This window comes from Micromonospora sp. NPDC049175 (assembly GCF_043197345.1).
In the GTDB taxonomy this organism is placed as follows: domain Bacteria; phylum Actinomycetota; class Actinomycetes; order Mycobacteriales; family Micromonosporaceae; genus Micromonospora.
The window spans coordinates 1,469,211-1,489,212 of the sequence record NZ_JBICSY010000001.1 but is presented as its reverse complement, the minus strand read 5'-3'; the positions used below and the strand labels follow the sequence as shown (position 1 = coordinate 1,489,212).

General features: G+C 71.8%; 20 protein-coding genes and 1 pseudogene. 10 read left to right on the top strand and 11 right to left on the bottom strand.

Translation table 11 applies throughout. The features are described from left to right. The first annotated feature begins 45 nt into the window (after window positions 1–45). The 3 genes from ACGFH8_RS06455 (at window position 46) to ACGFH8_RS06445 (ending at window position 4,569) form a co-directional block, all read left to right on the top strand. Window positions 46–2,826, top strand: coding sequence for a BTAD domain-containing putative transcriptional regulator (locus tag ACGFH8_RS06455; protein ID WP_393364222.1), 2,781 nt, complete (start codon window positions 46–48; stop codon window positions 2,824–2,826). 92 nt (window positions 2,827–2,918) lie between these two features. Beyond that, complete coding sequence (locus tag ACGFH8_RS06450; RefSeq protein WP_393364219.1) at window positions 2,919–3,638, top strand: hypothetical protein; 720 nt, start codon at window positions 2,919–2,921, stop codon at window positions 3,636–3,638. 43 nt (window positions 3,639–3,681) lie between these two features. Next, on the top strand, window positions 3,682–4,569 hold the full coding sequence (locus ACGFH8_RS06445) for a hypothetical protein (RefSeq protein ID WP_393364216.1): 888 nt from the start codon (window positions 3,682–3,684) through the stop codon (window positions 4,567–4,569). 84 nt (window positions 4,570–4,653) lie between these two features. Here the strand turns inward: ACGFH8_RS06445 and ACGFH8_RS06440 are convergent, their stop codons facing one another. Next, complete coding sequence (locus ACGFH8_RS06440) at window positions 4,654–5,640, bottom strand: AraC family transcriptional regulator (protein ID WP_393364213.1); 987 nt, start codon at window positions 5,638–5,640, stop codon at window positions 4,654–4,656. 429 nt (window positions 5,641–6,069) lie between these two features. Here ACGFH8_RS06440 and ACGFH8_RS06435 point away from each other — a divergent pair, with 429 nt between their 5' ends. From ACGFH8_RS06435 to ACGFH8_RS06425, 3 genes are all read left to right on the top strand, one after another. Further along, complete coding sequence (locus ACGFH8_RS06435) at window positions 6,070–6,888, top strand: hypothetical protein (RefSeq protein ID WP_393364210.1); 819 nt, start codon at window positions 6,070–6,072, stop codon at window positions 6,886–6,888. Next, window positions 6,885–7,295 carry a lasso peptide biosynthesis B2 protein gene (locus ACGFH8_RS06430; protein ID WP_393364207.1) on the top strand — a complete coding sequence of 137 codons (411 nt, stop codon included), beginning with the start codon at window positions 6,885–6,887 and terminating at the stop codon, window positions 7,293–7,295. Before ACGFH8_RS06435 ends, ACGFH8_RS06430 begins: the two co-directional genes overlap by 4 nt. A gap of 592 nt (window positions 7,296–7,887) precedes the next feature. After that, a complete protein-coding gene (locus ACGFH8_RS06425; RefSeq protein ID WP_393364204.1) occupies window positions 7,888–8,814 on the top strand; it encodes an AraC family transcriptional regulator in 927 nt (308 codons plus the stop codon). 8 nt (window positions 8,815–8,822) lie between these two features. Here the strand turns inward: ACGFH8_RS06425 and ACGFH8_RS06420 are convergent, their stop codons facing one another. After that, entirely contained in the window at window positions 8,823–9,284 is a 462-nt protein-coding gene (locus ACGFH8_RS06420) for a GNAT family N-acetyltransferase (RefSeq protein ID WP_393364201.1), read from the bottom strand. A gap of 33 nt (window positions 9,285–9,317) precedes the next feature. Between ACGFH8_RS06420 and ACGFH8_RS06415 the strand changes: the two genes are divergently transcribed. Beyond that, window positions 9,318–9,809 carry a YcxB family protein gene (locus ACGFH8_RS06415; RefSeq protein ID WP_393364198.1) on the top strand — a complete coding sequence of 164 codons (492 nt, stop codon included), beginning with the start codon at window positions 9,318–9,320 and terminating at the stop codon, window positions 9,807–9,809. A gap of 44 nt (window positions 9,810–9,853) precedes the next feature. On the opposite strand, the gene ACGFH8_RS06410 is transcribed toward ACGFH8_RS06415, so the two are convergent. Continuing rightward, window positions 9,854–10,798, bottom strand: a complete 945-nt coding sequence (locus ACGFH8_RS06410) for a GlxA family transcriptional regulator (RefSeq protein WP_393364195.1) — start codon at window positions 10,796–10,798, stop codon at window positions 9,854–9,856. 53 nt (window positions 10,799–10,851) lie between these two features. Between ACGFH8_RS06410 and ACGFH8_RS06405 the strand changes: the two genes are divergently transcribed. Then, the gene (locus tag ACGFH8_RS06405) at window positions 10,852–11,439 is read left to right on the top strand and encodes a DJ-1/PfpI family protein (RefSeq protein WP_393364192.1); all 588 of its coding nucleotides are present in this window, start codon (window positions 10,852–10,854) and stop codon (window positions 11,437–11,439) included. A gap of 103 nt (window positions 11,440–11,542) precedes the next feature. Here the strand turns inward: ACGFH8_RS06405 and ACGFH8_RS06400 are convergent. Both ACGFH8_RS06400 and ACGFH8_RS06395 read right to left on the bottom strand, forming a co-directional pair. Next, window positions 11,543–11,731 (bottom strand): annotated as a pseudogene (locus ACGFH8_RS06400) (cell division protein DivIVA); the annotation flags it as partial. Window positions 11,732–12,075: 344 nt separating this feature from the next. After that, window positions 12,076–12,615 (bottom strand): TetR/AcrR family transcriptional regulator, encoded by a 540-nt coding sequence (locus tag ACGFH8_RS06395; protein WP_393364189.1) that lies wholly within the window; start codon window positions 12,613–12,615, stop codon window positions 12,076–12,078. An 85-nt stretch (window positions 12,616–12,700) separates the two neighbouring features. On the opposite strand from ACGFH8_RS06395, the gene ACGFH8_RS06390 reads away from it, so the two are divergent. After that, window positions 12,701–13,594: an NmrA family NAD(P)-binding protein gene (locus ACGFH8_RS06390; protein ID WP_393364186.1), complete on the top strand. Its 894-nt coding sequence runs from the start codon at window positions 12,701–12,703 to the stop codon at window positions 13,592–13,594. Window positions 13,595–13,603: 9 nt separating this feature from the next. On the opposite strand, the gene ACGFH8_RS06385 is transcribed toward ACGFH8_RS06390, so the two are convergent. Both ACGFH8_RS06385 and ACGFH8_RS06380 read right to left on the bottom strand, forming a co-directional pair. Beyond that, window positions 13,604–14,791, bottom strand: coding sequence for an NAD(P)/FAD-dependent oxidoreductase (locus tag ACGFH8_RS06385; protein WP_393364183.1), 1,188 nt, complete (start codon window positions 14,789–14,791; stop codon window positions 13,604–13,606). Window positions 14,792–14,873: 82 nt separating this feature from the next. Next, on the bottom strand, window positions 14,874–15,818 hold the full coding sequence (locus ACGFH8_RS06380) for an RNA polymerase sigma-70 factor (protein ID WP_393364180.1): 945 nt from the start codon (window positions 15,816–15,818) through the stop codon (window positions 14,874–14,876). Between the two features lie 84 nt (window positions 15,819–15,902). Between ACGFH8_RS06380 and ACGFH8_RS06375 the strand changes: the two genes are divergently transcribed. Continuing rightward, on the top strand, window positions 15,903–17,099 hold the full coding sequence (locus ACGFH8_RS06375; RefSeq protein WP_393364178.1) for an epoxide hydrolase family protein: 1,197 nt from the start codon (window positions 15,903–15,905) through the stop codon (window positions 17,097–17,099). Here the strand turns inward: ACGFH8_RS06375 and ACGFH8_RS06370 are convergent. The 4 genes from ACGFH8_RS06370 to ACGFH8_RS06355 all read right to left on the bottom strand — a co-directional run bounded on the left by ACGFH8_RS06370 (window position 17,059) and on the right by ACGFH8_RS06355 (window position 20,002). Then, window positions 17,059–18,330 (bottom strand): MFS transporter, encoded by a 1,272-nt coding sequence (locus tag ACGFH8_RS06370; RefSeq protein ID WP_393364175.1) that lies wholly within the window; start codon window positions 18,328–18,330, stop codon window positions 17,059–17,061. The two genes, ACGFH8_RS06375 and ACGFH8_RS06370, sit on opposite strands and share 41 nt — an antisense overlap. A gap of 74 nt (window positions 18,331–18,404) precedes the next feature. Beyond that, window positions 18,405–18,884 (bottom strand): hypothetical protein, encoded by a 480-nt coding sequence (locus tag ACGFH8_RS06365; protein WP_393364173.1) that lies wholly within the window; start codon window positions 18,882–18,884, stop codon window positions 18,405–18,407. A 3-nt stretch (window positions 18,885–18,887) separates the two neighbouring features. Next, window positions 18,888–19,346: a GNAT family N-acetyltransferase gene (locus ACGFH8_RS06360; RefSeq protein ID WP_393364170.1), complete on the bottom strand. Its 459-nt coding sequence runs from the start codon at window positions 19,344–19,346 to the stop codon at window positions 18,888–18,890. Window positions 19,347–19,375: 29 nt separating this feature from the next. Then, window positions 19,376–20,002, bottom strand: coding sequence for a TetR/AcrR family transcriptional regulator (locus ACGFH8_RS06355; protein WP_393364167.1), 627 nt, complete (start codon window positions 20,000–20,002; stop codon window positions 19,376–19,378).

The window sequence follows — 20,002 nt, the reverse complement described above, 5'->3', positions numbered from 1 at the left end:
GACGAACAGAGCGAGGTCACCGGGCCGCGGAACTAGCCTGACCCCGTGATCTCGACGGCTGGCACGGGCGTGCGGATCAGGCTGCTCGGGCCGGTGGAGGTGGTCGTCGCCGACGGTCCGCAGCCGGTGAACGGCAAACGCCGCAAGGCGATACTCGCGACGTTGGCGCTGCACGTGGGCCGGGTGGTCAGCGTCGACCGGCTCATCGACGTCGTCTGGGGGGAGCAGCTACCGGCCACCGCGGCGAACACGCTGCAACGTCACGTCTCCTACCTGCGCGGAGTGCTCGGCGAGCCCGGATCGATAGTGGCGCGCCCGCCCGGTTACGTGCTCGACACCGGGCCGGAGTCCACGGACGTCCAGGCCGCCGAGCGCCTCCTCGAACTGGCCCGGCGGTCGTCGGACCGCAACGAGCGGGTCAACCACCTGACGGCCGCCGTGGCGCTGTGGCGTGGCCCGCCGCTCGCCGACGTGACCGGGTCGGCCTGGATCGAGGAGCAGGCCGAACACCTGGCCCGCCTCCGGTTGGAGGCCGAACGGGCGCTCGCCGAGGCCCGACTGTCCGTCGGCGAGCACGCTCGGCTCGTGCCCGGGTTGGAACGGCTCGTCCGGCAGCACCCCTTCGACGAGCACCTGCACGCGCAACTGATGCTCGCCCTGTACCGCGACGGCCGAGCGGTCGAGGCGGTCGCCACGTACCGGCGGCTGCGCGACACCCTCCGGGAACACCTCGGCATCGACCCGAGCCCACGGCTACGGGATCTGGAGTGCGCCATCCTGCGCCAGGACAGCGCGATCGCCGCACCCGCCCCGGCCGCGCCGGCGCCGCCGTCGGTGGCGGCGCAACTGCCTCCCCCCGTACCGACGTTCGTCGGGCGCGAGGCGGAGCTGGCCGCCCTGGACGCGCTCGTCGACCGGGGCGGGGCCGTGGTGGTGTCCGGGACCGCGGGCGTCGGCAAGACGGCGCTTGCCGTGCACTGGGCGCACCGGGTGGCCGAGCGTTTCCCCGACGGGCAGCTCTACGTCAACCTGCGCGGCTTCGACCCGGGGGCCACACCCACCGAACCGACGCGAGCGCTGCACGGGTTCCTGGAGGCGCTCGGCGTGCCGGCGGCGCGGATGCCGAGCGATCCGGACCAGATGGTGAGCCTGTACCGCACGACGGTGGCCGGCCGGCGTCTGCTGATCGTGCTGGACAACGCACGCGACGCCGAACAGGTCCGGCCACTGCTGCCCGGCTCACCCGACTGCCGCACGATCGTCACCAGCCGCGACCAGCTCAACCCGCTTGTCGTCACCGAAAGCGCCCAACCGCTGCTCCTCGACCTGCTGAGCCCCGGCGAAGCCCGGGACATGCTGGTCCGCCGGCTGGGGGAGCGCCAGGTCAACGCCGAACCCGCGGCGGCCGACCACATCGCCGACAGGTGCGCGCGGCTGCCCATCGCCCTGGCCGTCGTCGCGGCCAGAGTCGCCACCAACAGGCACTTCTCGCTCGGGATGATCGCCGACGAGCTGGACGACCTGGACGCCTTCCACGGCGGCGACGAGGCCACCGACGTGCGGGCGGTCCTCTCCTGGTCGTGCCGGACGCTCAGCCCCGCCGCGCTCCGGCTGTTCCGGCTGCTGAGCCTGCATCCCGGGCCGGACGTCGCCGCCCCGGCCGTGGCCAGCCTGGCCGGCGGCACCCCTCGGTCGAGCGGTCCCGCGCTCACCGAGTTGACCCGGGCGAACCTCCTCACCGAGCACACGTACGGGCGCTACGCGTTCCACGACCTGCTGCGCGCGTACGCCGCGGGCCTCGCCGACGAGACCGAGCCACCGGCGGACCGCCGTGCCGCCGTGCACCGGCTGCTCGACCACTGCCTGCACACCGCACACGCCGCCGACCTCGTCCTGCACCCGCACTTCAGCGAGATCAGCCTCGCGCCGGCGGGGTTGGGCGTGACACCGGAGAGTCCGCGCAGCAGGTCGGCCGCCACGGCGTGGTTCACCGCCGAACTGCCCGTCCTGCTCGCCGCGGTGCCGCTCGCGGCCCGCCTCGGTTTCGAGGGACACGCCTGGCGGCTCGCCTGGACCCTGGCCGGCTTCCTGCACCGGCAGGGGCACTGGCAGGACTGGCTCGGCACGCAACGCGTCGCTCTCGCCGCCGCGTCCCGGATCGGGGACCAGACCGGGCAGGGCCAGGCACACCGCAGCCTCGGCCTCGCCTGCTCCCGACTGCGCCGCTACGACGAGGCCGACGACCACCTGCGGCGCGCGTTCGACCTCTTCACCGAGGTCGGCGACGACGCCGGACGGGCACACACCTGCCTCAACCTCGGTCAGCTGGCCGAGCGGCGCGGCCAGCACCACGAGGCGCTGCACCATTCCCGGCGCGCGTTGACCCTGTTCCGGCGGGCCGGCAACCAGGCCGGGCAGGGCTACACCCTCAACGCCGTCGGTTGGCAGGAAGGGTTGCTCGGCAACCACCACGGTGCCCTCCGGTCGTGCGGGGAGGCGCTGCGGGTGTTGCAGGAGGTGGGCGACGTCCAGGGACAGGCCGACACGTGGGACAGCCTCGGCCACGCCCACCACCAGCTCGGAGACCACAGGCGCGCGGTTGCCTGCTACGGGCACGCACTCGACCTCTTCACACAGGTCAACGACAGGTACGCCGAGGCCAGCACGTACGTCAACCTGGGTGGCAGCCACCGGGCCCTCGCCGACCTCGACGCCACACGTGCCGCCTGGAGCCGGGCCCTGACCATCCTCGACGAACTCGGCGATGCCGACGCCGACTCCATCCGCGCCGACCTCGCACAGCTCGACGCCAGTCGCCTCCTCTGACGTACCGCGCTTTCCGCGCCGTTTCCGGGCCGCGTCAGCGCGGCCCGGCACTCTGCGGACACCGGTTTCTGTTCCGAGGAATGGAGCGTTCGATGAGTCGCTTGGCACGCCGCCTCGCGGTGCTCGGGGTGGTCAGCGCGACGGTGCTGGCCATGTCCACCGCCGCCGTGGCCCAGACCGACAAGCCGCCGACGAAGGGCACCGACTGTGTGGTCCAGCAGGTCGACGACCGTGGCGGGATCGTCCGCACCGAGACCGAGCCCGAGGGCCGGGAGCACGGCAGCTTCCGGTGCGTCGGCGGGCTGTGGACCTTCGCCTGGGACCCCTTCGGCGCGGACGACCTGATCACCGCCGACGCGATCCAGATCAGCCCGGCCGGTGCTGTCTCGGTCCGGCGGTTCACCGGCCCGGCGCTCGGCGACGACCTCACGGTCGGCGAGATAGCCGGCATCGTCCAGGCCGTCAGCGGCAACCGAGAGGTGGTTGTCGACCGCGCGATCGTGGCGGTCGACGACGGCAAGGAACGGACCCCCGAGGAGATCCAGGCGCTGCTGGCCGGCAAGGACACCACGGGCGTACGGGTGCTGGACATCATCGAGAAACCGAACGTCGCCATGTCGACCAAGGACGTCATCGACGAGGCCGGCGGCACCCCGGAGTCGACGGTCGTCTACTTCAGCCTCTGGGGCGCGATCACGTCGGTGTTCGCCTGGATCGTGGACACCATCGGCGAGGTCGGCGAGTGGATCGACGACCACTGCGACTGGGGGTCCCCGAACGACGACGGCGACCTGGTCACGTGTCGCTGGTAGCCCGTCCGACCCCGCCGACCCCGAGCACCGAGACGAGGACACCATGACAGCACTGCGGGACATCACCAGGCGCGTCACCATCGTCACGACAGCCCTGATCGTCGGGCTGACCGCGTCGTACGCCCCGTCGCAGGCCGCCGAGGACGAGGCCCGGACGACGGTCACCGACCATCCCGGCGCGCCGGGGACGATGCTGCAACGGTTCGAGGAACTGACCGGCCGGCCCGTCGGGGACCTGGACACGGTGCTGGCCGTCGACGCCGGAGGTCGTGATCTCACCAGCGACCAGCTCACGGCGCTGGTGGCCGGTGAGCGGGTGGACGGCGTCACCGTCGTGGGCACGATGCCGGGCAGCCGGGACCTCCTCGGCACGACAATGGCCGACCTCGCCGACGGCGCGTACGACGGCAGGGGTGACGGCGGCACGGCGACGTCGCTGCTGTTCGCCTCGTCCACGCCCGACGGCCGGGAGTGGTGCCTGACCATGTGCATCGCCTCGGGCAAGACCGTCTGGGAGTGCATCCTGTCGCGGCGGAAGACCGACCAGATCCTCGCCCTCGACTTCGCTGGCGACACCACGGTGGGCGCGACGAAGGCTGCCTTCGAGAAGGCCAACGGCGTCGCCGCCGAGGGGCCGTACGCCGTGGACACGCTCGTCGGCGACGGCACGCCCTCGGCGGACGAGATCAAGATGCTGCTCGACGGCAAGGACGTCGACTCGCTGCGTCGGGTGGCGACAGTTGACGCACCCGACCCCGGTTGGGCCCTGGCCGACATCGCCGAGAAGTCCGGCGTCCCGTACGTGAAGAAGACGAAGCTCCACATCTTCACCCTCGGGCTTCCCGTCCTCGGGAAGATCGTCGTGGTCTGCGTCTCCACGAACAACGGCAAGACCTGGAAGTGCGAGGCCTACCGGTGGGGCGGGTTCTAGTGCGGGTAGGCCACCGCTGATCGTCGCTTGTGATCGCCGTCCGGGCCCGGTCCGCCAGGCCCGGACGGTGGCCGTCCCGGTAAATCAGGAGTGCAGCGTGTCACTGGGCGACCGGCCGTGCACCACTCGATAGTCGGCGGCGAACCGGCCCGTGTGCGGGTAGCCCCAGCGGCGCGCGATCCCGGCCACGGTGGCTCCCTGGGTCGGATCGGCCCCGAGCAGGTCCTGGTGGGCCCGGTCCAGGCGCGTGCGCCGCAGGTACGCCATCGGAGTGGTGCCCAGCTGGCGGCGAAACGCCGCCTGGAGGGCGCGGGGCGAGACGCGGGCGGCCTCGGCGATCTGGGTGGCGGTGACCGCTTCGGCGAAGTGCGTCTCGATGAACGACACGGCACGGCGGACCGGGCCGGCGGGTAACGGGACGGCCTCCACCCGGTGCGGCACCGTCATCGCGGAGTTCGGAAAGACGGCGAGCGCGGCCGACGCGACCAGGTCGATGGCTGCGCCGACCACGAGCGGGCTGCCGAGCGGCTCCGCCGACCCGTTGAAGAGGTCATAGAGATGAACGGTGGTGCTGTGCCAGAACTGGCCCATCTCCCTGGAGATCGGCGCCATCGCCTCGAAGCGAAAGTCGACCGGATCGATGCCGGTCCGCTCGGTGGCGGCCTCGGTGACGACGCGCGGGTCCAGGTTGACGCAGTAGATATCGAAATCCCGGCAGATATTCGTGAACGGGCGGCCGGTCGGGTTCAGGAGCGCCCCGCCGGGACCGGTCCACGCCCTGTCCCGGCCATCGGTTGTCTCGACCTGACCGCGCAGTACCGAGAGGAACAACAGGTCGGTCAGCGGGTCGAAGAAATGGGCCTCGATGTCCGCGCCGCATCGCACCCGAGCCACCAGGACCGGCCCCGCCTCGGCCGACTCCTGCTGGTAGGTGAACTGCCCGGCGACGTTGTGCGACCGAAGCTCGATCCCCACGCACGCCTGGCTGATCACGTCGTGCGCCGCCGAGACCTCGCGGGTCTCGTACCTGCGCCAGATGGGCGGATCCGCCGACTCGACGTCATGCTGCATGCCCGGCTCCTCGTCGCCAAGCGAGGACCGTCAGACGCGTCTGCTTGGCGACGCACGGTGGGCGGAGATCTTGAAATGTGAAGACACTCCACTGTTCTCAACGATGCCGAGCCTCCGTCGACGTGGGCAGGACCGCACCCGCCACGCCGATGACCGGAATCGCGCTGTCCACAATCCGCACGAGGCGGGCCAGACAGCGCCGACCGGGGCCACGAAAGATCGCTACGGCGGGCCGGACGTGGTAGTTCCGAGAGAACGCGTTTCCGCTGCTCACAAGCCCGTACCATAGGTATCCGCCGGGCGGACGGCGCCGATCGTCCCCGACGGCCGAAACGCCGCGCCGAACACCCTCCGAGGCGGACCGGGCGCCGGGCGGGCAGCCGCACCCGGTGTCGGCCACGCGCCCGAGCGACACCAGGAGACGCACCCATGAGAACCGCCTACGGGCTGCACATCGAGGGACTCGACGAGGTCGTCGACCTGGACGCCGACACGTGCCCACCCGCGGGGAGCCGACCGGTGACCGTACGGCAGCGGAACGTCGTCCCGCCGCCGCCCGCGCCGTTGAACGCCGACCGGATGGTCCGGGTCCTCGCCGACGGCCGTACGCTCGATGTGGACCGGGCCAGCGGCAGCGCCACCTTCTACGGGCCGCCGCTCACCGCGGACCTGCTCGCCCACCCCTACCTCGCCCCGGTGGCCGTGGTGGTCAACCGGTGGGCCGAGCGGGAGACCTTCCACGCCGGGGCGTTCGTCCACGCCGGACGGGCCTGGGTGGTGCTCGGTGGCCGTACCGCCGGCAAGAGCACGCTGCTCGCGGCGCTCGCCGCCCGGGACGTGCCGGTGCTGGCCGACGACATCGTGGTCTGTGCCGGCGGCGACGTGCTCGCCGGCCCACGCTGCGTCGACCTGCGAGAGCCGATCCCCGGGTTCGGGTTGCCCACCCGGGTTGTCCGCGACGACAGCCGGCTTCGGCTCACCCTGCCCGCCGTCACGCCCCGCCTGCCGATCGGCGGTTGGATCTTCCTGCACTGGGGTGACCGGCCCGCGGTGGCCCCGGTCGGTCCGGCCGAGTTGCTGGCCCGCCTCGTCGCCCGTCGCTCCCTGCCCGAGCTGCCCTCCGACCCGGGCGCACTGCTCGCGCTCGCCGGCCGGCCGGGCCTGGACCTGACCCGCCCCCGTGACTGGGCTGCCCTCGATGCCACCCACCGACTCCTCGGCGCTGCGCTCACCGAGTCGTTGCCGTGACGGCCAGCCCCGGCCGCACCCTCGATGCGCTGGCCCGGCTGGTCCGGGGCCACGGGCCACGTGGTGTGGCAGTGGTGGCGTGGACGATGCTGGGCTGTCGGCGAGTCCGTCGCCAGCTCGCCCGAGGCGGGCTGAGCGCGGTACGCCTCACCGCGCCCCCGTCCGGCGGCACCGACACGTTGGTCCGGCAGGCGTTGTGCCGCAGCGGCGGCAACTGCTTGGAGAGCGCGTTGGTGCGGCAGCGCTGGTTCGCCGAGCGGGGGCTGCCGCGGACCGTGGTGATCGGGGTCAGCGCGCCGGCCGCCGGTTTCCACGCCCACGCCTGGCTCGACGGCGACCCCGACCCGCACCGGGACGGGCTGGCCGAGATCCTGCGGCATCCGGTGCCGGCGGCCTGGCTGCGCTGACCGTCGCGCCGACCACGCCAGCCCGGCGGGAACGAGAGGCGCTGGACCGACGAGGGAGACCGGCCGACCGGGGTCGCTTCGTCGCGGACCCCGACCGGCCGGCGATCGGGCCGACCCAGGGTGAGTGGCTCGGACAGCAGAGGGTAGAGCTGTGTGAACAGGGACCGACGTTGCCGAGCGAAGTCGGCAACCCGACAATTCTGTCCGGGAAAACGCGTAACCACATTGACACAATCATGCCGCTCATTCCGGAGACCGCCTCGGTCCAGCCCTGGGATGCGCAGCATCGAATTTGATTGTTGCGTGACAGCGAACCGTCACGCGACCTGTCATTCGTGAAATGGCCAGCCAGATACGGGAACCGGATCGACTTGTCGACTCGGATTGTCCCAGCCTCAGCGGATGTCGGTGCAGTGGGTCCGGAAGTCCCCGACAAGCCGTTGCGAACCACCGGGTGACGCGTTCAAACAGATCGGGCCGGATCGACGGCCGACGGAGGTGACGGCCCATGCCGTGGACGGGGAATCCTGACGGGCCCGAGCCTGTAACCCGAGACATCGTCGAGACTGACGACCCAGAAGAAGCGCACCATGTGATCGCACTGAAGTACGGAGAACACCGCGTGCGGATCTCCGGTCCACCCGCTCGATTCCACTACCGGCAGGCGACGCTGCGCGTCGACGACCTGGAATTCGGTGAGTCCCGATACACGATGCGCAACCGCTCCGAGGCGCTGCCCTATCGCGACTTCACGGCGGTGACGGTGGCGCACGGCCGGTACGCCGTCCGTACCGACACCGAGGAGTTGCGCCTCGGCCCCGGCATGACCGGTCGATACCCGGAGGTGGGTGCGGTCCACCTCATCGACGATCTGACGGCCGTCTCCGTCGGGCTGCCGATGCAACGGGTCGCGGCGGCCGCCTCGGTCCGCACCGGCCTGCCCATCGCGAACTTCCGGTTCACCACGATGGCGCCCCTGTCCCCGGCGATGGCCCTGCTCTGGCAGTCGGTGACGGCGTTCACCCGACGACAACTCGCCGTCAACGCGGTGGCCGCCAGTCCACTGGCCCGCGCCGGCCTGGTGGACCTGATGGCGACCACCGCCGTCGCGGTGTTCCCGAACACCACGATGACCATCAACTACCTGCCCGGACAGGCAGGCGTCGGCCGCGCGATCGTACGCCGGGCCGCCGAGTTCATCGAGGCCCACGCCGCCGCGCCGTTGACGGTGGGCCGGATAGCCGAAGCCTGCGAGGTCAGCCAACGCGCGTTACAGGTGGCGTTCCAGCGTTACCACGGGCAGACCCCGATGGCGTTCCTGCGTGCCGTCCGATTGCGCCAGGCGCACTGGGACCTGCAACACGCCAAGCCGGGGCAGACCGTGGCGGAGACGGCCCGGCGGTGGGGCTGGACCCATCCCGGACGCTTCGCCCAGGCGTACCGCGAGACGTACGGCTGCCATCCCTACGACACCCTCCGCGCGACGGGAGCGTCGGTGCCGACGAGGCCGGGCCAGTGACGATGAGATCATCCTGCGGGTTCGACCAACCGGAGATCGACGAACGGAATCGTGTCACCGTCGAGCACGTACCTGTCGATCTCCACATAGCCATGCCGCTCGGCGAACCGTAGGCCCTCCTCGTTGGAGGCCAGGACGACGGTCTCGATGACTCGGGCGCCGATCTCGTAGGCCGCGGTGAGTGCCTCGTCGTACAGCTGCCCACCAAAACCCCGTCGGCGGTGCTCCGGCAGCACGCGGACGATGACCGTCGCCGTCGCCTGGTCGTCCATCGGCGGCCGGACCGTCGAGCAGCCCACGAGGGTGTCGCCGTGATAGGTGACGTTCAGGCGGTTGCGGGCGGCACGTGCGCGGATCTCGTCGCCCGAGAGTGGGCTGGTCGGGATGATCAGGTTGTGGACGTACTGCCAGTCCGTGCAGACGGCGTCGTCGCCGTCGGGCCGTACCGCCTCGAAGCGAAGGTCACGCATCCGGACAGGCTAGTCGGGCACTATCGTTCTGGCGTGCGCATCCACTTCGACGTCCCCGCCGATCCCGCCTACCCGGGCCGGGTGGCCGCCGCGCTCAGCCGTGTTCGCCTGCGCAGGTACGGCTTGATCGGCGCGGTGCTGGTGGCGGTGGGGGCGATAGGTCTCGCCGTCTCGCGCGGGTCCGACCGGGCCGACCAGTTCTCGCCGCTCTGGATGGCGATGGTCGTGGCCGGCCTGCTGTCGATGCTGTATTCGCCGTGGGTGCGGTGGCGCGCCCGCCGCCGCTCCAGCGGCTACGCGGTCGAGGGCGCCTACGACATCACCGACGACAACATCATGATGCGCAGTGGCTCACAGTCCAGCGGCATCGCCTGGGACGGAGTCGACCAGGTGAAGGACACCCCCGAGTTCTGGATCGTGTTCGTCGGTCGGATGCCGGCCACAGTCATCCCACGTCGCCTGATGTCCGCCGAGGACGACGAGACGCTGCGTGCCCATCTGGCCGACCGTGGCCTGATCCAGTGACTACCCGGCACGGCCGTCGGCCCGCAACGGATCGCGCGGAGGCGTCACGGAGTGAAGGCGCGGCGGTAGGCGGTGGGAGTGGTGGCGAAGGCCCGCCGGAAATGGGCGCGCAGGTTCGTGGCGGTGCCCAGCCCGGTCCGTCTGGCGACCTCGTCGATCGTGATGTCGTCGCTTTCGAGCAGCCCGCAGGCCGCGCGTAGTCGTTGCTCGGTCAGCCATGCCTGCGGACTCAGCCCGAACCGGTGTCGAAAGGTGCGGTGCAACGTACGGGTGGACTGAAGGCCCTGCCGGGCTAGGTCCGCGACGGTGATCGGCAGGTGCAGGTTGGCGGTCGCCCAGCTGGTGACGGCGGTCATCTCGGCGTCGTCCCCGCTCGTGTGGGCGGGGACGAACTGGGCTTGGCCGCCGGCCCGGTGCAACGGTGTGACCATGAGACGGGCGCGATCGATCGCCACGTGCTGGCCGTGGTCCCGGCCGACCAGATAGAGGCACAGGTCGAGGCCGGCGGCGAGGCCGGCGCTTGTCAACACCTGTCCTTCGTCGACGTACAGCGCATTGGCGTCGACGGTGACCTCGGGGTGTTCGCGGGCCAGCGCCTCGGCGTGCATCCAGTGCGTGGTCGCCCGCCGACCGTCGAGCAGCCCGGCCTGGGCCAGTGCGAACGCGCCGGTGCAGATCGAGGCGACGCGGGCGCCACGCCGGTACGCGGCACGCAGGGCGTCGAGTGCCTGGGCCGGTGCGGGTCCTCGGCGGAAACCGGGAACGATCACGGTGTCGGCGTCGGTGAGGGCGTCGATGGTGGCATCGACGGTCAGGCCCAGCCCGGCGGTGGTGGTGGGGACCGCGCCGCCGTCCGGCGAGCAGACGGTGGTCGCGTACCGGCCGTGGCCTTCGTGGCCGAAGACGTGTGTCGCGATGGTCAGGTCGAAGGCGACGACGGGTGGCAGGGCCAGCACCGCGACCCGGTGCGTGGCCGATTGCTTATGCACAGTGGCGAGGATGCCACTCGCCGTCCACGACGGCAGGGCGGGATCCTCGTCGCATGCGGATAGAGATCGTGGTTTTCGACGGCTTCGACGAGTTGGACGTGTTCGGCCCCTTCGAGGTGCTGGCGATCGCCGGATTCGCGGTCGAGCTGGTCGCGGTCGAGCGGCCGGGCCCGGTGGTGAGCATGCGGGGGGTCCAACTCCAGGTGCCCGCGGTGCTCGGTCGGCCCGACGGTGTGGTCGTGCCGGGCGGCGGGTGGCTGAACCGGGCCGCTGCCGGTTCCTGGGCCCAGGCGCAGCACGGCGTGCTCCCCGCTCGGCTGGCCGCGCTGGCCCCCTCGACCCGCTGGATGGCGTCGGTCTGCACGGGCGGTCTGTTGCTGGCGGCCGCCGGACTGCTGGGCCAGCGGCGGGCGACCACCAACCGCAACGCGTACGACGAGTTGCGCTCCTACGGCGTCGACGTCGTCGACGAGCGGGTCGTCGACGACGGGGATCGCATCACCGCGGGTGCGCTCACGGCCGGGCTGGATCTGGCCCTGTGGATCACGGAACGAGAGCGTGACGCGGCCACCGCCGACCGCGTCGCGGCCACCATCGAGTACGCGCGACCGGCTCCCACCTGGCTCGCGCGGGGAAGGTAGAACCGCGAGCGACCCGCCGGCCCGAGAGTCAGCGGCTCGGATCCGCGTCCGTCGCCAGCGCTTGGGTGGGTGGTGTCGGAGGCGGTTCCCAGTGCGGGCCGGCAATGCCGGCCGCCTGTTCGCGTGCCCGGTCGAGGAGCGACTCCGCCTCCCGTCGGGCGGCGGTCACGATGCCCTCCGATTCGCGCCGCGCCTCGGTGCGGTGGTCGTTGGCCTGCTGCTCGGCGAGTCTGAGGATCTGCTCGACCCGGTCGCCCAGGCCGCTGAGGGTGGGCCGCCGCTGTAGGTCCAGCAGTAGTTGGTCCGTGCCGACCGGCGTGCCGGGGCTCGTCCCGGCTGCGGCGTCGTCACGGTCGACCAGGCCGTCCGCGACGAGACGGGATTCCGTGCTGCCCACGAGGGAGAGCACGACGCCGAGCATGGCGACCGCGATGCCGGACCACGCGGCGGCCGGCCCGAGGGACGGGCCGACCGCGACGCCGACACCGAGCCCGAAGAGGACAGCCGCGGTCTTGGCTGGCTTACGCACGAGTCCTCCTCGGGTGGCACGGGCGTGGGCTCCGGTTTCAGCATGACGAACGAGTCAAGCAGGTCGATCCTCGAAAGACCCGGCCCGAGGGCGGGAGATGGCACGGGTCACGCCCCGGGTGGCTGAATTCCCGCCAGAGCGAGGGTCAGGAGCCGCTCCGCCTTTGTCACGTCGGCCGGCTGTGCGGCGAGCGAGATCGCGTTGGCGAGGGTCATCACATCCGCCATGACGACGCCCGGGCGTACGGAACCCTGGTCCGCGGCCCGACGCAGCAGCTTCTCGCCTGCCGCGGTGAGCATCGCGCCACAGGTCCCGTTCTCCTCGGGTGGCGCGTTCAGCAGTGTCACCGCCAGGCCGCGGGTTGTCGTGGCGTACGCGGTGACCTCCCGCAACCAGGTGGTGAGTGCGGCGAGCGCGTCCGGCTCGGCCAGCAGGTCGTCGGCGCGGGCGCACAGGTTGCCGACGCAGGTGCGGAACACGGCTTGGAGCAGAGCCCAGCGGGACGGGAAGTGTCGATGCAGGGTCGCCGAACCCACCCCGGCGGTTCGGGCGATCTCCTCCAGCGACGCGTAGGCGCCGTCGCGGGCGATCGCCTCGGCGGCGGCCGTGACGATGAGGTCGTAGTTGCGTCGTGCGTCCGCTCGCATGGCCCGCCCTTGCCAAAGTGGGGTGGTCCCCCATATCGTAGCCGACGAAAAGTGGGGTGATGCCCCACTTCCTTGGGAGGCGATCATGACTGTCCTTGTCATCGGTGCGACCGGCAAACAGGGCGGGGCGACGGCCCGAGCGCTGCTCGACCGTGGCGTCGCGGTCCGCGCGCTGGTCCGCCACGCCGGCGCCGACAGCGCCCAGGCTCTGCTGAAGCGGGGTGCCGAACTGGTCGAGGGCGACCTGGACGATGCCGCGTCGCTGCTCGCCGCGGCCGAGGGAATGGACGGTGTCTTCTCGATCCCGTATCCCGACGTGGCGAACATGCAGGGCGACGCCGAGCTGAACCGTGGCCGCAACGTCGTCGAGGCCGCGCGACGGGCCGGCGTGTCGCACGTCGTGCACAGCAGCGTCTCCGGTGCCGGCGACTTCCACCGCAACCAGCCCGGCTGGGCCGAGGGGCGCTGGGACAGGCACTACTGGGAGAGCAAGGCGGCCATCGACGACATGGTGCGTACCGGCGGCTTCGCGCTCTGGACCGTGCTGTTGCCCTCCACCTTCATGGAGAACCTTGTCGGCTGGTCCTACCTCTTCGGCGACTGGTCCAGCGGCACGATCATCACCGGGTTCGCCGCGGACGCACGGCTTCCGTGGATCGCCGTCGACGATATCGGCGAAGCCGCGGCGACCGCGTTCACCAACCCGGAGAAGTTCGACGGCCTGGACGTCGAACTCGCCGGCGACCTGCTCACCATGACCGAGGTCGCGGCGATCCTCAGCGAGGTCACCGGCCGGACGATCGCCGCGCCCGTGCTCACCCCGCAACAGGCGGTGGAGCGCGGCCTGCTCCCGGCCATGGTCAACGCGGTCGAGCGGATCAATGAGAACGGAAGCCCCGCCCGACCGGAAATCGCCCGTGCGCTCGGCCTGCCGACCACCGATTTCCGCACCTGGGCCCGCCGCACGTTCTCCGGATAGTCACCCGGGTCACGACGTCGTCGCGAGGGTCTCCGTCCGGGTCACGACGATGCGGTGGCGGCGTACCGGGTACAGGATCGGGCGGGAGACGCTCCACGCCGCGCCCGCGCAGACGACCTCCTTGTAGCGGGCCGCCAACGCGCCCCTGAGTAGGGCGGGCCGGGCCCGGTCGTCGGCTGTCACGTACTGGATGATGCCGTCGCGGCGGCCGAGGCTGATGCACTGGTTGAAATAGCGCAGCGGCGCCTTCGGGATCTTCGTTCGACCGGTCAGCCGGGTGGCGATGGCGTCGGCGGCCTGCCAGGCCATCGGGGTCCCCGAGGCACAGGACATCCGCAGCGGTTTCCCGCCCGGCCCCTCGGCGATTGCGGCGTCGCCGACGGCGTACACGTCGGGGTGGGAGACCGACCGCATCGTGGCGTCGACGACGATCTGCCCGGTGTCCGCGACAGCCAACGTCGTGGCGGCGGCGATGGGGTGTACGGCGAAGCCGGCCGTCCAGACGGTCACCTCGGCCGGGATCACCCGTCCGTCGTCGGTGACCGCGCCGGTGGCGTCGACCCGGGCGATGTCGGTGTGCTCGTGGACGGTGATGCCGAGCCGGTCGCAGACCCCGCGCAGGTGCTGCCGCGCCCTCTCGGTGAGCCAGTCGCCGAGAGCGCCCCGGGCGGCGAGCGCGACGGCAAGGTCCGGGCGGACCTCCGCGATCTCGGTGACCGCTTCGAGGCCGGTGAGACCGCCGCCGACGACGAGCACCGTCGCGCCGGCCGTGAGGTGGGCCAGGCGGTCGCGCAGGCGCAGCGCCGACGGCCTGCCGGCGATGTCGTACGCGTGCTCCGCGACGCCGGGGACGCCGTGGTCCGCGCTGGTGCTGCCCAGGGCGTAGACGAGCGTGTCGTACGCGATCTCGTCGGCGCCATGGTCGGCGGCGAGTGCGACGGTCCTGCGGTCGGTGTCGACGGCGGTGACCCGGGCCACCCGGACCTCGACTCCGGTGCCCGCGTAGACGTCGGCGAGCGGTCGACGCTTGAGGTGCTGCCCGGTGGCGAGTTGGTGCATGCGGACCCGCTCGACGAAGTCGTCCTCGGCGTTGACGATGGTGATCCGCGTGTCGTCGGGGTGCAGCCGCTTGGCGAGACGCCCGGCGGCGATGGCGCCGGCGTATCCGGCCCCGAGGACGACGATCCGGTGCTTCATGGTGGCACTCCTGTCTCGGTGAGGGTCGCTTCCTGAACCGGACAGCGACCCGATTCCTGACAGGAGTCGGCTGAGAGCTGGGTCACCAGACGCGCAGCAGGGGCTCCCCGTGCGCGGAGGTGGACCAGTGGCGGGTGGCCCGTACGAGCTTGTCGGGGTTGACCTGGGTGTGCAGAGCCGCGACGCCGTCGGACGTCACCTTCAGCGACATGACCCCGACGACCTGTTCGTCGAGCACGACCACGAGCGCCGGAGCGCCGTTGACGACCTCGGCGTAGAGCGCGGGGCTGCCGCCCACGATGTCCCGCTTGGCGGTGCTGGGCGCGAACAGGCCCCGCAGGAACCTGGCCACCGCCAGCGCGCCGACGACAGGTGTGGTCCGCGCCGGGATCTTGCCGCCGCCGTCGCCGATGCTCGTCGCGTCGTCGGTGAGGAGGGTGACCAGTCGCTGCGTCTCGCCGTTGGCGGCCGCGGCGAGGAACTCCTCGACGATCCTGCGCGCGGTGGCGCCGTCGACCTGGGCGCGGGCGCGGTCACCGGCGACGTGTTGCCTGGCCCGCCGGTAGATCTGCTGACAGTTCGACTCGCTGACGCCGAGGATGTCGGCGATCTCCGTGTGTGCGTAGCCGAAGGCCTCGCGGAGCACGTACGCCACGCGCTCCTTGGCCGACAGCCGCTCCAACAGGGTGAGCACCGCCATCGAGACCGAGTCGCGCTGCTCGGCGGTGTCGAGCGGGCCGAGCATCCGGTCCCCGGCCAGCACCGGTTCGGGCAGCCAGGTGCCCACGTAGGTCTCGCGCCGGGCCCGCGCCGAGGTGAGCTGGTTGAGGCACACGTTGGTGAGGGCCTTCGTCAGCCAGGCCTCGGGCGTCTCGACCCGCTGCCGGTCGGCGGCCTGCCAGCGCAGGAACGTGTCCTGGACCGCGTCCTCGGCGTCACTCGCCGAGCCCAGCAGCCGGTAGGCGATCGCCTCCAGGCGAGCCCTGGCGCGTTCGAAGAGCTCGACCTCGTCCGGACTGAGCGGCATGGCTCGATAGTTAACCACGCCCGCGACCCCCGTCGGCCGAGCTGTGGGCATGCCGGCCGGCCTTGCCCGTGGAAAACTCTGGCGATGTCGTCTTCTACGGCCCCGTCCGGCTGGCCGCCGGCAGTCGCTGGCGGGCGATCCGTCGACATCCAGCCGTTCCGGGTGGACGTGCCAGAATCCGAGCTTGTCGACCTGCGCGCTCGGCTGGCGCGTACCCGTTGGCCGGAGACGGCGACCGCTCCCGGCTGGGCACACGGCGTACCCCTGCACGAGATGCGGGCCCTCTGCGCGTACTGGGCCGAGGGGTACGACTGGCGGGCCGCCGAGGCGCGGCTCAACGCCTTCCCGCAGTACCTCGTCAGCGTGGACGGCCTGAAGATCCACGTGCTTCACGCCCGGTCACCGCACCCGGGGGCGATGCCGCTGGTCCTGACCCACGGCTGGCCCGGATCGGTGCTGGAACTGGTAGACCTGATCGGACCGTTGACCGATCCCCCGAGGCACGGCGGCACCGCCGGGGACGCCTTCGACGTGGTGATCCCGTCGCTGCCCGGCTACGGTTTCAGCGCCCGGCCCACCGGACCCGGCTGGGGCGTCGAACGGATAGCCGCGAGCTGGGCGGAGATCATGGCGGCGTTCGGCTACGCCCGTTATGGCGCGGCCGGCAGTGACTGGGGCACCAGCGTCTCCAGCATCCTCGGGGCACTCGACGGCGAGCACGTGGCCGGCATCCACCTCGTACCGCCGCTCGCCGGCCCGGATCGGGGCGGAGACACAGACCACACCGATGCCGAACGCGAAGCGTTGGCGCAGATGCGACAGCGCGGCGAGTCCAGCTCGGCGTACTCCGAGGTGCACCGCACCGCCCCGCAGACCGTCGGTTACGCCCTGGTCGACTCGCCGGTCGGCCTGTGCGCGTGGATGGGCGAGAAGCTGCTCACCTGGGCTGACTCCGGTGGCCTCAGCCGCGATCAGATCCTCGACCAGGTCACGTTGTACTGGTTGACCGGCACCGCCGCGTCGTCCGCCCGCCTGTACGCGGAGAGCATCGACCGGGTGTCCGGGTGGATCAGCGGCGCGGACGCCGCCCCGGTACGCGTACCCGTCGGCGCGTCGGTCTTCCCTGCCGAGGTGCCCCGGCCGTCCCGACGTTGGGCGGCCCGCCGTTACCCGGACATCAGGTACTGGAAGGAGCACGACCGCGGCGGGCACTTCCCGGCGCTGGAGGTGCCCGAGCTGCTTATCGCCGACCTGCGCGCCTTCTTCCGGCTGCTGCGGTAGGCCGCCGCAGCACGCGCTTCCGCCGGCCGCCGGACGGCGGAGCCCAGCCGGAGTGACCAGGCCCGAGTGCCTCCCGAGTCGTCGTCGGCGGACGGGCTAGCGTGCCGGCCACCGCCGTCAGGCAGATCACGACGGCGGCGACGAGCGGTGGGCGACCGCCGAGGTGGACGGCCGCCGAGCCGAGGGGGATGGCCAGCACGAGTGGGCCGAACATCGCGGTGTTCGCCGTCGCGGAGACCCGGCCCAGCAGCGCCGACGGTGTGTGCGTCTGCACGGCCGTCACCGCCGCGACCAGGGTCCAGGGCAGGCCGACACCGGCGGCCACCGCCCCGGCGACCGTGACCAGCCACCAGGGCAGGCCACGCGCCAGGCAACCGACAGCGAACAGCACGGTCCCGGCGACGCCGACAGCACCCGGACCCCGGCCGGCCAGGAGTCTGCCGACGAGCAGGCCGCCGATGATGGAACCGGCGCCCTGTGCGCCGGTCAGCACGCCCAGGAACGTCGTCGGGAGGCGGAGTTCGGTGGTCACGATCGTGTAGATCGCCGCGGTCGTGAAGCCGGACATGGCGATCGACACGGCGGCGAGCACGACCGGCACACGCGTCGCCCGCTGTCCGAACAGGACCGACAGTCCGGTACGCAGGTCGGGGCGTCGCTTCGGCGGCGGGACCTGTGGCGTCCGGTTGAGGCGCACCGTCGCGTACAGGATGGCGACCAGGACCGGCATGGCCGCGCTGAGGACGACGACCGCGTGGCCACCGTGCCAGGCGTAGAGGCCCGCTCCGGCCAGGGGAGCGACGAGCTTCATGCCCTCCTGTGCGCTTGAGCGCCACCCGTTGACGTCGCCGAGTTGGGTGGGGGACAGCGCGGACGGCAGCAGCGCCGTCTCACCCGCGTCGATGAGCACGTAGCTGATGCCGTAGACCGAGGAGACGGCGAAGATGAGCCACGTCTGGCCGGGCCCGCGCACCGCGAAGAGGGCCAGCAGGGCGGCGGCCAACACGAGGTTGACCGCGATGACGAGCGGTCGTCGGGGTGCGGTGTCGAGCAGGCCGCCCAGCCACGGGCCGGCGAGCACCGGGGCGTACACGCACAGCCCGGTGAGGGCCGCGAGGCCGGTGGAGCCGGTCAGGTCCAGAGTCCAGATGCCGGCCACCAGGGACATGGCGCTGCTGCCGAAGCCGGACAGCAGGGAGATCGCCACGAACAGTCCAGCGTTGCGCCGCACGAGCCCTCCAGGTTGAGTCGGGACGACTCATCCTTTGGCCTTGAGGCGCGTCCGCGCAAGGGTGACGGCCCGCGTCAACGTGGCATTGACAACGCGGCGTCGATCTTCGCCGTGGCGGCTCGGGCGGGTGCCGGCAGCCGGTCGTCCGCTTCGGCGAGGTCGGCGACGAGGGACTGGGCCAGCGCGTACAGCGACCCCGGGGTGGCGTCCAGGGCGGCGTCCACGGTGCTGCGTACGAGCGCCGCTCGACGGAAGCGTGTGTTCCACAGTCGGTCCGCGGCGATCCATCGATCGAGATCAGCAACGGCGGCCCGCAGCGCGGCGATCTGTGCCGGGTAGCGCAGGTCGCGGTGCTGCTGCCGGGACCTGCGCGCCGCCACCAGGCGCTGCCGGCGCTGCTCGGCGGCCTGCCGGCTGCCGAGACCCAACGCCCGCGCCACCTGCGCCCACGTCGCGCCGTCGTGCCGCGCCCGGTCGATCAGGTCCAGCTCCCGCTCGTCCAGGCGGGCACGGGCGACCTGGACGTCCGCCAACTGCGCCAGCTCCGACGTCATCTGTCAACGATACGTTGACAGCGGCAGCGGTGCGCGCACCATGAACACGTCCACCGGATCCTCGGCCACGAGCGTGAATCCGTGCCGCTCGTACAGCCGCCTTGCCGGACTGCCCCGCAACACGTTCAGCCGGACCAGGGTGCCGTCGCTGTCGCACCGGTGCAGCAGCTCGCGCAGCACGGCCGTGCCGATGCCGCTGCCCTGCACGTGCGGGGACAGGTAGAAGTGCTCCAGCCAGTGGGCGTCGTCCGCCGGGCGCAGCGCCACGCAGCCGGCGAACGCGCCGCCCACCTCGACAACCCAGGTGTACGCCGGAGCGAAGCCGTCCCGCAGGCGCTGCCGCACGCGCGTGTCGTCGTACCGCCCGAGCCGCTCCAGATCCGCCCGCAGCACCACGGCCCGCAGCTCGGCCACGGCGTCGACGTCCGCCACCGAGGCCGGCCGCAGTTCCCACTCCACCATGATCACCACGCTATCGCCGCCGACGGGCCCTACGGGAGGCGCAGCCCGGCGACGAGGAAACCGACCATCCGGCGCGCGTCGTAGCGGGGGTCGGCCGCGCCGATGCAGAGATTGCCGACACCACGCAGTAACTCGAAGGCGTTTACGTCGGGGCGGATGTCGGCCGCCGTGGCGGCGGCGTCGAGCAGGTGGGCGCACACGGGGACGAGCCGGTCGATGAAGTAGGCGTGCAGGGACTCGAAGGCCGCGTTGTCGGACTGCAGCGCCTCGGCGAGGCCGTGCTTCGTGACCAGGAAGTCGACGAAGAGGTCGATCCACTGCGCCAGGGCGGCGTACGGGCTGCCGCTGGTGGCCAGCAGGGCCGGGCCGGCCTGGGCGCACGCCTCGACCTGGTGTCGGTAGACGGCGACGATGAGGTCGGCGCGCGTCGGGAAGTGGCGGTAGATCGTCCCGACACCGACGCCGGCCCTGGCGGCGATGTCCCGCACGGGCGCGTCCACGCCGGAGCTGACGAAGGCCGCGGCGGCGGCGTCCAGCAGGGTCGCCTCGTTGCGCCGGGCGTCGGCCCGCTTCCGGGGGGTGGGTTGTCCTTCCCCGCTGTCGTCGTCGGCCACCGCGCCGTTACCTCCACCACTCGACTTGGCAAACGGAACCAT